This is a genomic window from Micromonospora sp. WMMD1219 (assembly GCF_049315215.1).
GTDB classification, from domain to species: Bacteria; Actinomycetota; Actinomycetes; order Mycobacteriales; family Micromonosporaceae; genus Micromonospora; species Micromonospora tulbaghiae.
The window spans coordinates 1,397,894-1,414,543 of sequence record NZ_CP186057.1; the positions used below are offsets into that span (position 1 = coordinate 1,397,894).

Genomic DNA, 16,650 nt, shown 5'->3' on the forward strand with positions numbered 1-16,650 from the left:
CTCAGCCGTCGCGGCGCTCGGCGTCCGGCTCGTCCTCGCCCGCGAGCGCGGTACGCAGCCGGTCCTTCTCGGCGCGACGCCGCTCCGACGCCTCCGCCATCTCCCCGGCCATCTCGTCCCGCCAGTTGCGCAGCAGGAAGAACGACAGCGCGGCCGAGGAGATCAGCGCCACCATCAGCCGCAGGAACATGTTCATCTCGACGAACCAGAGGGCTGCCAGCACGGCGACGAACAGCCCGACCCGGCCCAGCGTGTACTTGACCGCCGCGCTCATTCCCGCATTCCCACTCTCTCCGTGCCTCAGCCCGTACGCCGGGCCAGCCAGTGCACGCCATGAAACCAGATGACGGCGTAGACCACGGTGAACACCGCCGCGGCCGACGCGCCGGTGACTAGTGCGGGCAGCCCGGAGGCCAGGCCCGCGACCAGCAGACCGGCGACGACGCCGAGCCCGAGCCCGGCCAGCGCGGCCACCACCCGGGCAGCCCCGAACTCCCAGGCCCGGAACTCGTCCCAGAACAGCCAGAGCGGCAGGATCACCGCGAGCCAGCCGTTCGTACCCCCGAAGCCGCTGTCGCCCACCGTGGCGAACGCGAACTCGAAGACCAGCAGCGCCAGCACCCCGATGACCAGGCCGGCGAGGCTCACCCCGAGCAGGTCGCCGAGGGTGAGGATGCGCCCCTCGGCGTCGCGCCGGGGAAAGCCGCGCTGCTGTTCCTCGTCGCTCATCGCCAGGTCAGGCCCAGACCTGCTGCGGCTCGGACCGACGCTCCGCCAGCGACGGCGGACCGTCGTACTCGCGGACGATCTCGTAGCGGGTGTTCCGCTCGACCGGACGGAATCCGGCGTCCCAGATCATGTGCAGCAGGTCGTCGCGGTGCATGGTGTTCGGCGTGCCGTACGAGTCGGCGTCGTGGGTGATCTTGTATTCCACGACCGAGCCGTCCAGGTCGTCGACGCCGAAGTTCAGCGAGAGCTGCGCGACCGACAGCCCGTGCATGACCCAGAAGCACTTGACGTGCGGCACGTTGTCGAACAGCAGCCGGGAGACCGCGAACGTCTTGAGCGACTCGGCCGGCGAGGCCATCGTGGTCCGGGCCTGGATCCGGTTACGGATCTTGCCGTCCGCCGAGTCGACGAAGTCGTGCTGGTAGCGCAGCGGGATGAAGACCTGGAAACCGCCGGTCTCGTCCTGCAGCTCACGCAGCCGCAGCACGTGGTCGACCCGGTGCCGGGGCTCCTCGATGTGGCCGTAGAGCATGGTCGACGGCGTCTTCATGCCCTTCGAGTGGGCCAGCCGGTGGATGCGCGACCAGTCCTCCCAGTGGCAGTTGTGGTCGACGATGTGCTGCCGGACCTCCCAGTCGAAGATCTCCGCGCCACCGCCGGTGAGCGACTCCAGGCCGGCGTCCATCAGCTCGTCGAGGATCGCGTCGGCGCTGAGCCCGCTGATCTTCTCGAACCACTGCACCTCGGTCGCGGTGAACGCCTTGAGGTTGACCTTCGGCAGCGCCGCCTTCAGCTCGCGCAGCACCTTCGGGTAGTAGCGCCAGGGCAGCGTCGGGTGCAGGCCGTTGACGATGTGCAGCTCGGTGAGCTGCTCGTCCTCCATCTCCTTGGCCTTGCGGACCGCCTCGTCGATACGCATCGTGTAGGCGTCCTTCTCGCCCGGCTTGCGCTGGAACGAGCAGTACGCGCACGACGCCGAGCAGACGTTCGTCAGGTTCAGGTGCCGGTTGACGTTGAACATCACCCGGTCGCCGTTGAGCTCCGTACGCCTGTGGTGGGCCAGCCGGCCCAGCCAGGTCAGGTCGTCGCTGGCGTAGAGGGCGATGCCGTCCTCGCGGGTCAGCCGCTCCCCCGCGTACACCTTCGCCTCGAGTTCGCGCTTGAGTCCGGCGTCCATCCGAAAGCCACGTCCTTCCACCTGGGTTCCCGATCGAGCGTACGTCGCGGGCCCGACCGGCCGCCGACGTGGTCGCGCCGGTTCACCGGTCGTCACGCTCCGCACATCGACATCGTCGCAACGGTGAGGTAAGACAGGGTGGGGCGGAACACACACCAGGGCCGTCCTGTCCCGACACGCCCCAAGCACGCGTGACGGACCCCAGACCGGACGGGGAGCGGTATGGCTCACAGCACCAAGGCCCGACGGCGACGAGGACGGCAGCCGGTGATCTCACCGATCCTGCGCCCGGCGCTCTGGTCCGCCCTCCTGGGGGCGGTCGCGGCCGCGGCGCTCGCCACACCCGCATGGGCCGACCCGCTGCCCGACGTCGTGCCCGACACCGGCTCCCGGCCCCAGGTCACCGGCCCCCTGCAACTGCCCGGTTCGTCCGGCGGCGTCCGTGGCGTGCCCGGCACCGTTCCCGGCGCGCCGGGAACCGTCCCCGGCCTCCCCGGCACCGTCCCGGGTCTGCCCGGTGTCACCGTCCCGGGCCTGCCCGGCGCGGGTGCCACCACCGGCGTGACCAACCCGGCCGACGGCCCACTGATCGCCCAGATCAACCAGCTCGACGCCCGGGTCACCCTGCTGGGCGAGGAACTGCTCCGGATCAAGACCGAGCGGGACGCCGCACAGACCGAGCTGACCCAGTCCGCCGCCCGGCTCACCGAGGCGGTGGACGCGCTCCGCCGCGCCCAGGACAACGCCAAGAGCGCCGCCGCCGACGCGGTCAAGGCCGACGCGGCGCTGCCGCCGGGCGAGTTCGGCGCCAGCCTGCGGGAGTTCGCCAACCTCCAGCGCATCACCCGGGGCGACAAGGCCGAGGGCGCCACCACGTCGGTGACCGGCGAACTCCTCCGTGCCACGAGCGCCGAGCAGATCGCGCGGGAGGCGCACGAGTCGGCCCAGCGGCGGGCGACCGAGAAGGCCGCCGAGTTCACCCGCGCCGAGGCCGACCTGCGCAAGCAGGAGACCGCGCTCGTCGCGCTGCGCAAGGAGAACGCGGCCAAGCTCCTGGAGATCGAGCGCCTGGCCGACGCCGCCGAGCAGCGGCTCGGCACCTCGTACGTGGTCGACCAGGGCATCGACGGCCTGGTGGCGGACCCGCGGGCGCTCGCCGCCGTGCGCTACGCCCTCGCCCAGCTCGGTGACCCCTACCTGTGGGCCGCCGAGGGCCCGGACCGGTTCGACTGCTCCGGCCTGATGCTCGCCTCCTACCAGGCGGCCGGCTACCGGGGCCTGCCCCGCGTCGCCAAGGACCAGTACTTCGCCACCCGTTCCCGCACCGTCTCGCCGAACGCCCTGCTCCCCGGTGACCTGCTGTTCTTCGCCTCGGGCAGCAGCTGGACCAGCGTCCACCACGTCGCCATGTACATCGGCAACGGCAAGATGGTGGAGGCGCCGCGGACCGGCGACGTCGTCAAGATCTCGGTGGTCCGCTGGTCCCGGCTCTACGCCGCGACCCGGGTGATCGGCGCCGTACCCGCCCCGGCCACCCCGGCGCCGCCGCCGACCGTGCCGGCCACCCCGCCGAAGCCGTCGACGACCCCCAAGCCGACGCCCACCACGCCGAAGCCGTCGACCACGCCCAAGCCGACGCCGACCACGCCGAAGCCCACCACGCCGACGCCGAAGCCGACGACGTCCAGCCCCGCGCCCAGCACGCCGCCGCCGAGCCCGACCGACTCGCCCGACCCGACGCCGAGCCAGAGCGCCAGCGCCGAGCCGGACACCAGCAGCGCCGCGCCGAGCAGCAGCAGCGCCGCCCCGTCGAGCAGCACGGCCGGCAGCGGCTCCGCCAGCCCGAGCAGCAGCGCGGACTGACCCAACCGCCACTCCGGCTGTGCTCCCGGGCCGGAATATGGCACGGTGAGATCCAGGCACTTCCGGTCGGCGCCACGGCTGGAGGCGAGCGTGGGTGCGGAGGGGCGAGATGGGCGAGCAGGACGTTCCGGCGGAGAAGGTCCACCCGGGACCGACGCCCGGCCCCGCCGACCCGGCCGGCGACGACGACCGCGGTTCGGCCTCACCCGGGCCGGTCGCCGTCGCCCGGGCGCGCGTGTCGGTCGCCGGTTCGGCAGTGCCGCCGCCCGCCGGTGACGAGCAGCCGCTTCCGCAGGCCGGTCCCACGACGTACCGGGCGGGCACCCCGGCGGACACCCCACCGCCGCTGGACCGGCGCCTGCCCGGCGCCACGGTGCCGCCGTCCAGCTGGTCCGCCTTCGCCGTGGCCGACCGCCCGGCGACACCCCAGCCCGCCGCCGCGCCGGCGGCGGACGGCGACGCCTCCCCGGGTACGCCCGGCAGCGCTCCGGCGGCCATCCCGGCTCCCCGCGTCTCCGGGTCCGCACGCGTGCCCGTACCTGCTCCTTCCGCCCCAGCCGTGGACCCGGCGGCAGCGGACGCCGCAGTGCCCGCCGACGCCGCCGGCCCGGCGGACCGCGACGCCGCGCCGGCCCGGCAGGCGGACGCCGCCTCCGAGCCGCACGACGGCTCCGGAGCCTCCTCCGCCGCCGAGAGCTCGGCAGCCGGTTCCGGCGAGTCTTTGCCGCCCGTCACCGCAGCGTCGGCCGGGTCCGCAGGCGCGCCGCCGGTCACGTCCGGCGACGTACCGCCGGTCGGGTCCGCCGACTCCCTGCCGCACGGGTCCGCCGGCTCGGCACCTGTCTCCGCCGACCGCCCCGCCCCGCTCACCGGCGCTTCCCCGCCCGCCGAGCAGGCCGGACCCGTACCCGCCCGGGCCAGCGCGTCGGTGCCCGGCCTGAGCCGTGTCTCCGCGGAGGAGGTCGCCGCCTCCGTGGTGGCCGCGCCGCCCGCCGCCGCCACTGTCTACCGGGCCGGACCGGTGAACCCGGAACCGCCGGAGCCGGTCCAGCCGCCGGAGCCCGCGCAGCCCCCGGCGCCGAACGGCCCGGAGCCCGAGCCGGCGCCGACCCCGGTGCCCGGTCCGACGCCGCCGTCGCCCGCGCCGCCGGTGCCCGAGCCGGAGCCCCCGCTCCGGCCCACGCCACCCCTGCCGACGCCGCCCGCACCCACCCCGCCGACGCCCACGCCCACGCCCGGGCCGGTGCCACCGGTCCCCGGGCCGCCCGTGCCGCCGCCGGGTCCGCCCGTACCCCCGCCGCCGCCCCCGCCGGGTCCGATGCCCGCACCGCCGTTCCCGCCGCCACCGGCGATGACCGGCGGGCCGGGCCCACTGCCCGCGCCGCTGTTCCCCGCCCCGGCGACCGGCCCGTCGTTCCCGCCCGCGCGGGCCGCCGTACCGGGCCCGCCGGCCGCGCCGCTGTCGCCGCCGGCCGCGCCCGTCGCGCCGCCGGTCACGCCCCTGTCGCCACCGGCCGGCCCGCCGGACGGTGCGCTGCCGTCGTGGGCCGCCGCGCCCGTGTCGGCACCACCGCCGCCCGTGGTGCCGGCCCCGGCGCTGCCGACCTGGCCGCCGCCGGCCACGCCCGGCCGCGACGCCGACAAGACCCGTCCGGTACGCCCGCAGCCCGCCGATCCGGATCTCGCCACCGCCGCGTACGGCGGGACCGACGGGCCGGGTTTCGCCACCGTGTCGTTCCCGCAGGGCAACCCGCTGGAGAACTCCGGATCGCTGACCGGGCACATCCTGGCCCAGGGCTGGTCCGAGGAGAGCCCGGCGGCCCGGGGCGGCAACACCAAGGTGGTCATCGTGCTGGCGGTCGCGCTGATCATGCTCATCGCGATCAGCCTGCTCGTGGTCTTCCTGGCCAACGACGCGCTGAGCGGCCTGACCGGGACCATGCTCATCGAGTGACAGGGGTGAGCCCGCCCACTACGGTCTCGCGTTGCCGTGGCGGAGTCGTCGATGCGCCGTACACTTGTCTCTGATCATTGACCCGGCGCGCCCGACTGCGCGCGCCCATGGGCGATCTTGCGGGCGATTCGGCGGCGTGACAGGCCGCGGCGGGCCATCGCGAAGATGCGCCCCGCTCGAGAGGTATTTCTTGACCACGTTCGCTGAATCCAGCACGTCCCCGTCCATCGACCCGACGCCCGAGACCGTCGACTTCGCCTCGCTCGGCCTGCCCCGGCAGCTCGTCGAGACGCTCGCCCGGCAGGGCATCACCACCGCGTTCGAGATCCAGCGGGCCACGCTGCCCGACTCGCTGGCGGGCCGCGACGTCCTCGGCCGGGGCCAGACCGGCTCGGGCAAGACGCTCGCCTTCGGCCTGCCGGTCATCGCCCGGGTCGCCGACCGCAACCGGGCCCGGCCGCTGTACCCGCGCGCCCTGGTCCTGGTCCCCACCCGTGAACTTGCCATGCAGGTCAACGACGCCCTCGTGCCGCTCGGCAAGTCGGTGGGCGTGTTCCTGAAGACCGCCGTCGGCGGTGTGCCGTACGACCGGCAGATCGACGCGCTGCGCCGCGGCGTGGAGATCATCGTGGCCACCCCGGGACGGCTCGGCGACCTGATCGAGCGCGGCGTGTGCCGGCTCGACGACGTCGAGATCACCGTGCTGGACGAGGCCGACCAGATGGCCGACATGGGCTTCCTGCCCGAGGTCACCCGGCTGCTGGCGAAGACCCCGGCGGACGCGCAGCGGCTGCTGTTCTCGGCCACTCTGGACAACGACGTCGACACGCTCGTCAAGCGGTTCATGACCGACCCGGTCACCCACTCGACCGCACCGGCCACCGCGGCCGTGTCCACCATGGATCACCACCTGCTGCTGATCCCGCCGCACGACAAGTTCGCGGTCGCGGCGTCCATCGCCGCCCGTGAGGGCCGCACCATGCTGTTCGCCCGTACGCAGCTCGGCGTGGACCGGCTCGTCGAGCAGCTCGCGGCCGTCGGTGTGCGGGCCGGTGGGCTGCACGGCGGCAAGACCCAGCGCATGCGCACCAAGACGCTCGCCGAGTTCCGTGAGGGCCGGACGCCCGTGCTGGTCGCGACCGACGTGGCCGCCCGGGGCATCCACGTCGACGGCGTCTCGCTGGTGCTGCACGTGGACCCGCCGAAGGACCCCAAGGACTACCTGCACCGGGCCGGCCGTACGGCCCGGGCCGGCGAGTCGGGCGCGGTGGCGACGCTGGTGCTGCCGAAGCAGCGCCGCACCACGCTGGCCATGATGGAGAAGGCGGGCGTCGAGCCGGCCGAGACCCGGGTCCGGGCGGGCGACGAGGCGCTGGCCGAGCTGACCGGCGCCCGCGAGCCCAGCGGCGTACCGGTCCGGGAAGAGCCGGAGCCGCGGCGCGGCGGCGGCTCGCGCCGCTTCGGCGACCGGGACGGCCGGGGCTTCGACCGTGGCGGCCGGAGCTTCTCCGACCGTGGCGAGCGCCGGTTCGGCGACCGCGACGGCCGGGGCGAGCGCCGCTTCGGCGACCGGCCCGCGGGCGAGCAGTCGAGTGACCGGTTCGCGGATCGGGGCGGTGACCGCCGGTTCGGCGACCGGCCGGCGGGCGAGCGCTACTCGGGCGAGCGGTCCGGCGGCGGTGAGCGCCGCTTCGGGCGGCCGGAGCGTCGCGACGAGCGCAGCTTCGGCGACCGGCGGTTCGACGGCCGGAGCGTCGGCGAGCAGCGGTCCGACGACCGCGGCCCGCGCGGCGACGACCGGCGCTTCGGCGAGCGGTCCGAGCGGCCGTACGGGGACCGGCAGCGGCCGGCGACCGGACGCGGGTACGACCGCGACGAGCGGCGGTACGACGACCGGCCGAGCGGCTCGCGCGGCTTCGGCGACCGGCGCCAGGACGACCGCCCGCACGCCGAGCGGCGTTTCGGTGACCGGGGCGACGCGCGTCCGGCTGAGCGCCGAAGCGGCGGTTTCCGGGCCGAGGGGCGGGGCCGGGACGACAGGCGCGGCTTCGGCGGGCGCCCGCCGGCACGTACCCACTGATCTGAGCGCACCCACTGCCGCCGCCGAGCATCCGCTCGGCGGCGGCGGTGCGTCCGGGGTGATGTCGGCTCCCGTTCCAGCTGCGCGGTGTGAGGACGGGATATCGCCGGGTCGGCTCATTCCACAGCGACAGGCGATGACGAGGCCGCCAGTCGGGCGGTGGCGTCGGGGTGGCCTTGTCGATGGTCTGCCGGAGGCTGCGCCGAGCGGACCGGCCCCACGACCAGGCGACCCAGCAGCCGAACGCCTGGGCGATGACGGCGGCCAGGAGCAGCCCGGTGCCGATCGGGTCAGACATTGCGCACCGACCGCAGCCAGCCCAGGAACCGGATGTGCATCTCGGCGGGGTCCGGCGGCTCGGAGTAGAGCCTGGTCAGGTCATCGGTTGCCTGCCGCATCAGGGCGGCCAGATCGACGGCGAGGTGGCGTCGGTCGTGCTCGTAGTCAGCCACCAACTCGGCCTTGGCGTTCTCGCACGGCCAGTTGAGCAGGTCTGCCGTACAGACCCAGAGGGGTTTCAGCGGAGCGTGGCGCTGGGTCACTCGGGGCCTCCTGCAAGGTTCTGCGTCCAGGTGGCACCCCCGTCCGCCGCGAAACTCGCCACCGGGCGGGGGGCCTGATCCCATCGCACCCCAGCTCGCATGGGGTTGTCAATCTGTAAGTGACAAATGACCACTGCGTGTCGTGCCTACTTTCGGCGGATGAGACGACCACGCCTGTACGGGCCCGGCGAGCTGGCCGCCCTGTTCGGCGTATCGCGTCAGCGGGTCCTGCAGATCACCCGCCGCCCCGGGTTCCCCGAGCCGCTCGCCCGACTGATCGGCATGAACGTCTGGGACGCGGACGAGGTGGACGAGTGGGCCCGTCACAACCGGCCGCCCCGCCCCACAGAGGGCGACGAGCAGGGGTAACCAGTAGCGCTGGCCTGACGCCCGGGAGCAGCGGGACATCCCGCTCGGCGGCGGCGTTCGCGCATCCGCTGCCGCCGACGGCCGGGTCGCGTAACGTCCGGACCATGCCGAAGTCGCTCTTCTGGGCCCGGACCGACACCGCCGGCTCCGAGCACGTCGTGCTCGACGACGGTCAGGGGCTGACCGCGCAGGGTGTGGCGCTCGCCGTGGATCCGATCCCGTACACGTGCCGGTACCGCCTGACCGTCGGCCCGGACTGGTCGACGAACCGGCTGGAGGTCGAGTCCGAGGGTGCCGGCTGGTCGCGGAGCGTACGCCTGGAGCGGGGCCGGGACGGGTGGCGCGTGCGTACCGGCGAGGAGGGTGACCTGGACGCGGCGCTGAGCGCGGCGGGCCACCCACCGGCGGGCCTGCCGGGCACCGACGACCCGAGCCGGCTGGCCGAGGCGCTCGACGTGGATCTGGGCGGTTCCCCGCTGACGAACACGCTGCCGATCCGCCGGATCGGGCTGGGCCGGCTGCCCGCCGACCTGGCCACCGCCGTGACGGTGGCCTGGGTGCTGCTGCCCGGCCTGGCCGTGGTGCCCGCCGAGCAGGTCTACACCTCGCTGGGCCCGGGCCGGGTCCGGTATTCCAGTGACACGTTCGCCGCCGACCTGGAGGTCGACCCGGACGGTTTCGTGGTGCGCTACCCGGGGCTGGCCGAGCGGGTCGACCCGCGCTGACCGTCCGGGGTCCGGTTCAGGCCGCCGGCCAGGTGCCGTCGGTCAGGAACCGGTCGATGGTGGCGAGGTGCGGGGCGAGGTCGAGGCCCTGCGCGGCCACCCACTCGTCGGAGTAGTAGGTGTCGCCGTACCGGTCGCCCGGGTCGCAGATCAGCGTGACCACCGAGCCGGTACGCCCGGCCGCGCGCATCTGCGCGATCAGCCCGAACGCGCCCCACAGGTTGGTGCCGGTGGAGCCGCCCACGAGGCGGCCGAGCACCGCCGAGCCGGCCCGCATCGCGGCGAGCGACGCGGCGTCCGGCACCTGCACCATCCGGTCCACCACGCTGGGCAGGAAGGACGCCTCGACGGTGGGCCGCCCGATGCCCTCGATCCGTGAGCCGCGGTCGGTGCGCACCGACCAGTCGCCGGCCTGCCAGGCGGGGTAGAAGGCGGAGTTCTCCGGGTCCACCACGCAGAGCTTGGTGGGCAGCCGCCGGTACCGGGCGTACCGGCCGATGGTGGCGCTGGTGCCGCCGGTGCCGGCGCCGACCACGATCCAGGCGGGCACCGGGTGCCGTTCCAGCGCGAGCTGGGCGTAGATCGACTCGGCGATGTTGTTGTTGCCCCGCCAGTCGGTGGCCCGCTCGGCGTAGGTGAACTGGTCCATGAACCGGCCGCCGCTGTCCTCGGCGAGCCAGCGCGCCTCCACCACGACCTTGGACGGGTCGTCCACCAGGTGGCAGCGCCCGCCCTGGAACTCGATCTGGGCGATCTTCTCCGGCGACGTGGAGGCGGGCATGACCGCGATGAACGGCAGCCCGAGCATCCGGGCGAAGTACGCCTCGGAGACGGCCGTCGAGCCGGACGACGCCTCGACGATCGTGGTGTCCGGGCCGATCCAGCCGTTGCAGAGCCCGTAGAGGAACAGCGAGCGGGCCAGCCGGTGCTTCAGCGAGCCGGTGGGGTGCACCGACTCGTCCTTGAGGTAGAGGTCGATCCCCCACTCGCGGGGCAGCGGGAACGGCAGCAGGTGGGTGTCGGCGGAGCGGTTGGCGTCCGCCTCGACAGTGGCGATCGCCTCGGTCACCCAGCGCCGGCTGGCCTCGTCGCACCGGTCGAAGTGAGTCACGTCGGCAACGTTACAAGCGAGGTGGGCTCGGGTTTTCCCGGACCCGGCGGGCCTGCCGCCGCTGACCGGCCCGTCCGGTGGCCCGGATCACCGGCGTGAGGGCCAGGGCGAGCCGGGGGAAGGCGTCCAGGAGCCGCACCTGGGCGCCGCGCCAGCGCGGCAGGCTGACCACCGGCCGGGGCCGGCGGGCCAGCCGGACGGCCCGCGCGGCCACCCGCTCCGGCGTGAGCAACGCGCCGGTGAAGGACGCCAGCGCTCCCGGGTCGTCCAGCTTGTCGTGCAGCATCGGCGTCCAGATCCCGTCCGGGCACAGGCACGACACGTGTACGCCCCGGACGCCGGCCATCCGCAGGTCGCTCAGGGTGCCGAGGCTGAACGCGAGCAGGGCGTGCTTGCTGGCCGCGTACACCGTCTCGCCGGGCGCGGCGATCAGCCCGGCCAGCGAGACGACGTTGAGCACGTGGCCGCGGCCCTGTTCGCGCATCACCGCGACGGCGGCGAGCGTGCCGTTCATCGCGCCGAGCGCGTTCACCTCGACCACCGCGCGGCGGGTCGGGGCGTCGTGCGACCAGGACGGGCCGGTGGCCAGGATGCCCGCGTTGTTCACCCAGAGCCCGAGGCCGCCGGGGGTGGCCGCCGCCTCGGCGGCGACCTCCGCGCAGGCGGACTCGTCGCGTACATCGAGCGGGCGGGACCAGCCGCCCAGCGACGCGGCGGCGGCCGACGCGGCCCCGGCGTCGGTGTCGGTGAGCAGCACGTTCCAGCCGTCGGCGTGCAGCGCGGCGGCGATGGCCCGCCCCAGCCCGCCGGCCGCTCCGGTCACCACTGCGGCACCGCGTCCCGAGCTCGTCATCGGCGCACGTTAACCGCAACCGGCGGCCCGGGGCCAGAGGCGTCAGGCGGTGGGCGCTTCCAGCGGCTGCGGGCGGTTCTCCCACTTGGTCGACAGGGCGATGCTGGTGCGGGTGGACGCCACACCCGCCGTCCGGTTCAGCCGGACGATCAACTGCTCCAGCTCGGCGATCGTTCCGACCCGCGCCTTCAGCAGGAAGGACTCGACGCCGGCCATGAAGTAGCAGGACTCGATCTCGGGGATGCGGCGGAACGACTCCAGCACGTCGTCGGTGTCCGCGTCGGAGTCCTCGATGATGCCGATGAGCGCTGTCACGCCGAGCCCGATCGACTCCGGCTCGACCTCGGCCCGGTACGCCCGGATCACGCCGCTGGACTCCAGCTTGCCGACCCGCTCGTGCACGGCCGGGGCGGAGAGGCCGACCTGACGGGCCAGCTCGGCGTACGACAGACGGGCGTTGCCCCGCAACAGCTCCACGAGGCTCAGGTCGATCGTGTCCACGGAGAGTGACCCTATCCGTTCGGCGACCACGGAACACTGTCGGTACCCGTGGATCAACCCTTCACAAACGTACGATGACGGGGGTTCTCCGCCGGTACCATTTCCTATCCTTCCCAGTGTGTGCGTTTTTCGCGTTTGGCGGACACGTCCGGTAGCCGGTGCTGTAATTGCCATACGTCCCTCATGACGGCTCTGGGCTCGCACCGGCCGGGGGCAGTGTGTTCAGCCGGGGGCTTCGTCGACGCGAGGAGGGGGCTGTGGACACTGGAGATCGCCTGCTGACACCGGGTGAGGTCGCTGCGCTGTTTCGGGTGGACCCGAAGACCGTGACCAGATGGGCAGCGGCCGGCCGGATCGGCAGTATCCGGACTCCAGGAGGGCACCGCCGGTTTCGGGAATCCGAGGTGCGGGCCCTGCTCGAGGGGGAGGGCATGCTGGACGAGGCGGAGGACATGGGCAAGGCCCGCAACATGGGCCCGACCGCTTCCACCGGCCCCGGACCGGCGAACGCCGGCATGTACTGAACGTACGGGGCGCGGTCCGGCCGAGGGCCGCGCCCCGTACGTCGCAGCCGGGCCGGTCAGTCCGGATCCGCCTCACGGCGACCGGCGGCCAGCTCGCCGGACCACCGCCGGAACAGCGTGTGCTCGACACCGAGCGCGTCGAGCACCTTCCCGGCCACGAAGTCCACGAGCTGCCCGGCGGACGCCGCCGCGCCGGCGCCGTAGAAGCCCGGACTGGCCGGCAGCACCACCGCGCCGGCGTCGTGCAGCGCGATGAGATGTTCCAGGTGACTGCGGGTAACCGGCGTCTCCCGGGGCACCACGACGACCGGGCGGCGTTCCTTGAGGTTCACCTCGGCGGCGCGCTGGAGCAGATCCTTGGACAGCCCGATCGCGATGCCCGCGCACGCGGCGGTACTCGCGGGCACCACCGCCATGCCGCGTACCGGGTAGGAGCCGCTGCTCGGGCCCGCCGCCAGGTCACCGGCGGGCCAGTGCCGCAGGTCCGCGCCGGTGAGGTCGCGGTCGAGCCAGGCGGCCAGGTCCTCGGCCCAGTGCGCGTCCCGGAAGGGCCGGCCGGTCTCGTCCAGCACCGTCAGCCGGGCCGCCCGGGAGACGATCAGGTCCACCGCCTGGCCGGCGTCTAGCAGGCCCCGGACGACAGCCGCCGCGTACGGTGTCCCGGACGCGCCGGAGACACCCACCACCCATGGTTCGCGCATGCCTCAAGCGTGCCTGGTCGCCGCGGGCGGCGGGCGGCGACCCCCTTTCGGTCGGCCCGCCCGGGATGTCCAGAGGGTTCACGGAACGTCCCGCGACATGAAATTCTTCGACCGGCGATCCACTTCCACGGAGGGGCCGGTGATGACGGCGGCGGTGCTGCGGGCGCTCCGCTCCGACTGCCCGATCCCGCCCCGCCTCTCCCCGTACGCCGACGACGTGCAGGGCTGGCTGGTGGAACTCGTCGACCGGCTCGGCCTGCCGGCTGACCCGGACACCCGCCGACGGCTGGCGCGGGCCGGCTTCGCCCGGTACGCCGGCCGGCTCTACCCGGACGCCACCGAGCCCGACCTGCGGGTGCTGACCGCGGTGTTCACCTGGTTCTTCCTCGTCGACGACGCCTGCGACGGGCGGGACGGGCTGACCCCGCCGCAGATCCGGGCGCTGCGTGACGGCGCGCTCGCGTTGCTGCGCGAGGGCCCGCGCGCCCGCCATCCGGGCTTCTCCGGCCCGCTGCGGCGTCTGCTGGTGCAGGCGTGGCGGGAGCCGCGCCGCCGGATGCCGGCCCGGTGGCGGCTGCGTTTCGCCGACGCGGTCGCCGACCACCTCGACGGGGTGTACCGGGAGGCCACCGCCACCACGTCCGGCCGTCCACCGGGCGTCGCCGAGTACGTGCGGCTGCGCCGGGCCACGTCGGCGGCGTACGTGTCGTACCCGCTGATCGAGTTCGCGTCCGGGCGTCCGCTGCCCGACGCGGTCTACCACCATCCGGCGCTGCGGCGGCTCGCCGGCCTCGCCAACGACCTGCTGTCCTGGTTCAACGACATCGCCTCGCTGGAGCGCGACCGGGCCACCGGCGGCGGGCACAACCTGGTGCTGGCGACGGCCGCCGAGCGGGGCGTGCCGGTGCCGGCGGCGGTCGACCTGGTGGCCGCGCACTGGCGGGCCGAGATGGACCGGTTCGCGGCGCTCCTGGCGGCGGCGCCGTCGTTCGGTCCGACGCTCGACGACGCGGTCGCCATCCATCTCGACGGGCTGGCCGCCGCCGTGCGCGGCACTGTCGACTGGACGCTGGAGAGCGCCCGCTACCCGGTCGCCGCGGCGTCCTGACCGGGGTGCGGCGGCCCGGTCGTCGCCGTTACGGCCGCAGGCCGAGCCGGATCACCAGGTCGAGCAGCGCGAGGACGAACAACGCGATGCCGACGAACCCGTTGGCGGTGAAGAACGCCCGGTTGACCTTGCTCAGGTCGGTGGGGCTGACCACCATGTGCTGGTAGGTGAAGGCGACAGCGGTCAGCGCCAGCCCGATCCACCACAGCCAGCCGAAGCCGACCCAGGCACCGAACCAGATGAACAGGGCGAACGTCACCACGTGCGCGACAGTGGAGGCGTGCAGCGCGAAGCGCAGCCCGTACCGGGCGGGGACGCTGTGCACGCCGATCTCCCGGTCCACGTCGGCGTCCTGGCAGGCGTAGATCAGGTCGAAGCCGCCGATCCAGAGGCCGACCGCGGCGCCGAGCAGCCAGGCCGGGCCGGAGCCGTCGAGCGTGCCGGTGACCGCCAGCCAGGCGCCGACCGGGCCGACCGCCTGGGCCAGCCCGAGGATGGCGTGCGGCCAGTTCGTGAACCGTTTGGCGTACGGGTAGACCACGAGCGGCACCACGGCGAGCGGCGCGAGCACCAGGCAGAGCGGGTTGAGCAGGGCGGCGGCGGCCAGGAACACCACGAGCGCGACGGCCGCGCCGGTCCAGGCCGTCCGCACGCTCACCGCGCCGGTGACAAGTTCCCGGTTCGCGGTACGCGGGTTCCGCGCGTCGATCCGCCGGTCGAGGATCCGGTTCGCGGCCATGGCGAACGTCCGCGCGCCGACCATCGCCACGGTGATCAGCAGCAGGTCTCCCCAGCGCACCCGGCCGCCGTTGAGCTGCATGGCGGTCAGCGCCGACAGGTACGCGAACGGCAGCGCGAAGACCGAGTGCTCGATGGCGACGAGCTTGAGGAAGGACGAGACCCGGCCGGGCCGTTCCTGGACTGCCGCCGTCATCAGATCCCGTATTCCTTCCAGCGCTTGTCGACGAGCGAGACGACCTCGGGCGACATGCGCATCTCCTCCGGCCAGCCCCGGCTGTAGCCCTCCTCGGGCAGCTTGCGGGTCGCGTCGATGCCCGCCTTGCCACCCCAGAACTGCTGGTACGACGCGTGGTCGAGGTGGTCGACCGGGCCTTCGGTGACCATCAGGTCGCGGGCGTAGTCGACGTTGCCGAAGGCGCGGAACGCGACCTCGTTGTAGTCGTGCACGTCGCAGTCCTCGTCCACGATCACGATCAGCTTGGTCAGCGACATCATGTGCGCGCCCCAGATCGCGTTCATGACCTTCTGCGCGTGCTTGGGGTAGCGCTTGCGGATCGACACGATCGCGCAGTTGTGGAAGACGCCGGCGGCGGGCAGGTCGTAGTCGACGATGTCCGGGATGAGGAAGCGCAGCAGCGGCGCGAAGATCCGCTCGGTGGCCTTGCCGAGGCCGTGGTCCTCCTGCGGCGGCTGGGACGTGACGATCGAGTGGTAGACCGGGTCGCGCTGCATGGTCATGCACTCGATGTGCATCACCGGGAACGGCTCGACCGGCGTGTAGAAGCCGGTGTGGTCGCCGAACGGCCCTTCGGGCAGGCGCTCGCCCGGCTCGATGTAGCCCTCCAGCACGATCTGCGCGTGCGCCGGCACCTGCAACGGGACGGTCAGGCAGTCCACCATCTCGACCCGCTCACCGGCGAGGAACCCGGCGAACAGGTACTCGTCGATGTCGGCCGGCAGCGGCGCGCTGGCCGAGTACGCCACCACCGGGTCCGCGCCGATCGCGATCGCCACCGGCAGCCGCTGGCCGAGCCGCTCGGCGACCGCGTGGTGCGCGGTGGAGTTCTTGTGGATCTGCCAGTGCATGCCGATCGTGTTGTGGCTGTGCTGCTGGAGCCGGTAGAGCCCGAGGTTGCGCTTGCCGGTCTCCGGGTGCTTGGTGTGGGTCAGCCCGAAGTTGTGGAAGATCCCGCCGTCGCCGGGCCACACCTGCAGGCCGGGCAGCCGGTTCAGGTCGACGTCGTCGCCCCGGTAGACCACCTGCTGGCAGGGGGCGGTCTTGACCTTCTTCGGCGGCATCGACTTGAGCTGCATGACCTTGCCCAGGCCGCCCATCATCCCGGAGAAGCCCTGCGGCAGCTCCGGCTTGAGCATGTCGCCGATGCGCTCGCCGATCTCGTCGAGGTGCTCCACCCCGAGCGCCATCGCCATCCGCTTCTCGGTGCCGAACAGGTTGATCGCCACCGGCATCTCACCCCGGGTGGGGCGCTCGAACAGCAGCGCGGGCCCGCCGGCCCGGACGGTGCGGGTGACGATCTCGCTGATCTCCAGCGTGGGGTCGACCGGCGCGCTCACCCGCCGCAGCTCGCCCGCACGCTCCAGCGCCGCGAGGAAGTCCTTCAGATCGGTGTACGGGAAGCGAGCCGCCATGCCCCCATCCTCCCGTACCGCC

General features: G+C 73.7%; 17 protein-coding genes. 7 read left to right on the top strand and 10 right to left on the bottom strand.

What is annotated here, in order from left to right; translation table 11 throughout:
* Nucleotide 1: 1 nt before the first annotated feature.
* From ACN27C_RS06650 to mqnE, 3 genes are read right to left on the bottom strand one after another with little or no spacing between them, the layout of a single operon-like run.
* Complete coding sequence (locus ACN27C_RS06650; RefSeq protein WP_091414468.1) at nt 2-274, bottom strand: DUF4229 domain-containing protein; 273 nt, start codon at nt 272-274, stop codon at nt 2-4.
* A gap of 26 nt (nt 275-300) precedes the next feature.
* Nucleotides 301-729, bottom strand: coding sequence for a hypothetical protein (locus ACN27C_RS06655; protein WP_422750714.1), 429 nt, complete (start codon nt 727-729; stop codon nt 301-303).
* Between the two features lie 7 nt (nt 730-736).
* Nucleotides 737-1,906, bottom strand: coding sequence for an aminofutalosine synthase MqnE (mqnE, locus tag ACN27C_RS06660; RefSeq protein ID WP_120572110.1), 1,170 nt, complete (start codon nt 1,904-1,906; stop codon nt 737-739).
* A 222-nt stretch (nt 1,907-2,128) separates the two neighbouring features.
* On the opposite strand from mqnE, the gene ACN27C_RS06665 reads away from it, so the two are divergent.
* The 3 genes from ACN27C_RS06665 (at nt 2,129) to ACN27C_RS06675 (ending at nt 7,803) form a co-directional block, all read left to right on the top strand.
* On the top strand, nt 2,129-3,769 hold the full coding sequence (locus tag ACN27C_RS06665; protein ID WP_422750715.1) for an NlpC/P60 family protein: 1,641 nt from the start codon (nt 2,129-2,131) through the stop codon (nt 3,767-3,769).
* A gap of 109 nt (nt 3,770-3,878) precedes the next feature.
* Nucleotides 3,879-5,723, top strand: coding sequence for a hypothetical protein (locus tag ACN27C_RS06670; RefSeq protein ID WP_393156890.1), 1,845 nt, complete (start codon nt 3,879-3,881; stop codon nt 5,721-5,723).
* Nucleotides 5,724-5,913: 190 nt separating this feature from the next.
* On the top strand, nt 5,914-7,803 hold the full coding sequence (locus ACN27C_RS06675; protein WP_422750716.1) for a DEAD/DEAH box helicase: 1,890 nt from the start codon (nt 5,914-5,916) through the stop codon (nt 7,801-7,803).
* Between the two features lie 290 nt (nt 7,804-8,093).
* Here ACN27C_RS06675 and ACN27C_RS06680 read toward each other — a convergent pair whose 3' ends face one another.
* Complete coding sequence (locus ACN27C_RS06680; protein ID WP_091414371.1) at nt 8,094-8,345, bottom strand: flavin reductase; 252 nt, start codon at nt 8,343-8,345, stop codon at nt 8,094-8,096.
* Between the two features lie 159 nt (nt 8,346-8,504).
* Here ACN27C_RS06680 and ACN27C_RS06685 point away from each other — a divergent pair, with 159 nt between their 5' ends.
* Nucleotides 8,505-8,714, top strand: a complete 210-nt coding sequence (locus tag ACN27C_RS06685) for a helix-turn-helix transcriptional regulator (RefSeq protein WP_041798756.1) — start codon at nt 8,505-8,507, stop codon at nt 8,712-8,714.
* A 104-nt stretch (nt 8,715-8,818) separates the two neighbouring features.
* On the top strand, nt 8,819-9,439 hold the full coding sequence (locus ACN27C_RS06690) for a putative glycolipid-binding domain-containing protein (RefSeq protein ID WP_120572115.1): 621 nt from the start codon (nt 8,819-8,821) through the stop codon (nt 9,437-9,439).
* A gap of 16 nt (nt 9,440-9,455) precedes the next feature.
* On the opposite strand, the gene ACN27C_RS06695 is transcribed toward ACN27C_RS06690, so the two are convergent.
* The 3 genes from ACN27C_RS06695 to ACN27C_RS06705 are packed head-to-tail and all read right to left on the bottom strand — an operon-like array spanning nt 9,456 to nt 11,904.
* Nucleotides 9,456-10,550: a PLP-dependent cysteine synthase family protein gene (locus ACN27C_RS06695; RefSeq protein WP_120572116.1), complete on the bottom strand. Its 1,095-nt coding sequence runs from the start codon at nt 10,548-10,550 to the stop codon at nt 9,456-9,458.
* A gap of 10 nt (nt 10,551-10,560) precedes the next feature.
* On the bottom strand, nt 10,561-11,403 hold the full coding sequence (locus ACN27C_RS06700) for an SDR family NAD(P)-dependent oxidoreductase (RefSeq protein WP_422750717.1): 843 nt from the start codon (nt 11,401-11,403) through the stop codon (nt 10,561-10,563).
* A 42-nt stretch (nt 11,404-11,445) separates the two neighbouring features.
* Nucleotides 11,446-11,904, bottom strand: coding sequence for an Lrp/AsnC family transcriptional regulator (locus tag ACN27C_RS06705; RefSeq protein WP_120572118.1), 459 nt, complete (start codon nt 11,902-11,904; stop codon nt 11,446-11,448).
* A 257-nt stretch (nt 11,905-12,161) separates the two neighbouring features.
* Here ACN27C_RS06705 and ACN27C_RS06710 point away from each other — a divergent pair, with 257 nt between their 5' ends.
* Entirely contained in the window at nt 12,162-12,428 is a 267-nt protein-coding gene (locus tag ACN27C_RS06710) for a BldC family transcriptional regulator (RefSeq protein ID WP_013473529.1), read from the top strand.
* A gap of 56 nt (nt 12,429-12,484) precedes the next feature.
* Here the strand turns inward: ACN27C_RS06710 and ACN27C_RS06715 are convergent, their stop codons facing one another.
* Entirely contained in the window at nt 12,485-13,129 is a 645-nt protein-coding gene (locus ACN27C_RS06715; protein ID WP_047891631.1) for a UbiX family flavin prenyltransferase, read from the bottom strand.
* Nucleotides 13,130-13,271: 142 nt separating this feature from the next.
* Between ACN27C_RS06715 and ACN27C_RS06720 the strand changes: the two genes are divergently transcribed.
* Nucleotides 13,272-14,237, top strand: a complete 966-nt coding sequence (locus tag ACN27C_RS06720) for a terpene synthase family protein (RefSeq protein ID WP_377626267.1) — start codon at nt 13,272-13,274, stop codon at nt 14,235-14,237.
* Nucleotides 14,238-14,265: 28 nt separating this feature from the next.
* Here the strand turns inward: ACN27C_RS06720 and mqnP are convergent, their stop codons facing one another.
* Complete coding sequence (gene mqnP, locus ACN27C_RS06725; protein WP_422750718.1) at nt 14,266-15,171, bottom strand: menaquinone biosynthesis prenyltransferase MqnP; 906 nt, start codon at nt 15,169-15,171, stop codon at nt 14,266-14,268.
* Nucleotides 15,171-16,628 (bottom strand): menaquinone biosynthesis decarboxylase, encoded by a 1,458-nt coding sequence (locus ACN27C_RS06730; RefSeq protein ID WP_030273542.1) that lies wholly within the window; start codon nt 16,626-16,628, stop codon nt 15,171-15,173. The genes mqnP and ACN27C_RS06730 overlap by 1 nt, the downstream gene beginning before the upstream one ends.
* Nucleotides 16,629-16,650 lie beyond the last annotated feature (22 nt).

Bases quoted from the DNA above. Each gene is read 5' to 3' on its own strand.
- ACN27C_RS06670 (WP_393156890.1), top strand. From the start codon at position 3,879: ATGGGCGAGCAGGACGTTCCGGCGGAGAAGGTCCACCCGGGACCGACG.
- ACN27C_RS06685 (WP_041798756.1), top strand. From the start codon at position 8,505: ATGAGACGACCACGCCTGTACGGGCCCGGCGAGCTGGCCGCCCTGTTC.
- ACN27C_RS06700 (WP_422750717.1), bottom strand. From the start codon at position 11,403: ATGACGAGCTCGGGACGCGGTGCCGCAGTGGTGACCGGAGCGGCCGGC.
- ACN27C_RS06730 (WP_030273542.1), bottom strand. From the start codon at position 16,628: ATGGCGGCTCGCTTCCCGTACACCGATCTGAAGGACTTCCTCGCGGCG.
- mqnE (WP_120572110.1), bottom strand. From the start codon at position 1,906: ATGGACGCCGGACTCAAGCGCGAACTCGAGGCGAAGGTGTACGCGGGG.
- ACN27C_RS06655 (WP_422750714.1), bottom strand. From the start codon at position 729: ATGAGCGACGAGGAACAGCAGCGCGGCTTTCCCCGGCGCGACGCCGAG.
- ACN27C_RS06690 (WP_120572115.1), top strand. From the start codon at position 8,819: ATGCCGAAGTCGCTCTTCTGGGCCCGGACCGACACCGCCGGCTCCGAG.
- ACN27C_RS06650 (WP_091414468.1), bottom strand. From the start codon at position 274: ATGAGCGCGGCGGTCAAGTACACGCTGGGCCGGGTCGGGCTGTTCGTC.
- ACN27C_RS06715 (WP_047891631.1), bottom strand. From the start codon at position 13,129: ATGCGCGAACCATGGGTGGTGGGTGTCTCCGGCGCGTCCGGGACACCG.
- ACN27C_RS06720 (WP_377626267.1), top strand. From the start codon at position 13,272: ATGACGGCGGCGGTGCTGCGGGCGCTCCGCTCCGACTGCCCGATCCCG.
- ACN27C_RS06665 (WP_422750715.1), top strand. From the start codon at position 2,129: ATGGCTCACAGCACCAAGGCCCGACGGCGACGAGGACGGCAGCCGGTG.
- mqnP (WP_422750718.1), bottom strand. From the start codon at position 15,171: ATGACGGCGGCAGTCCAGGAACGGCCCGGCCGGGTCTCGTCCTTCCTC.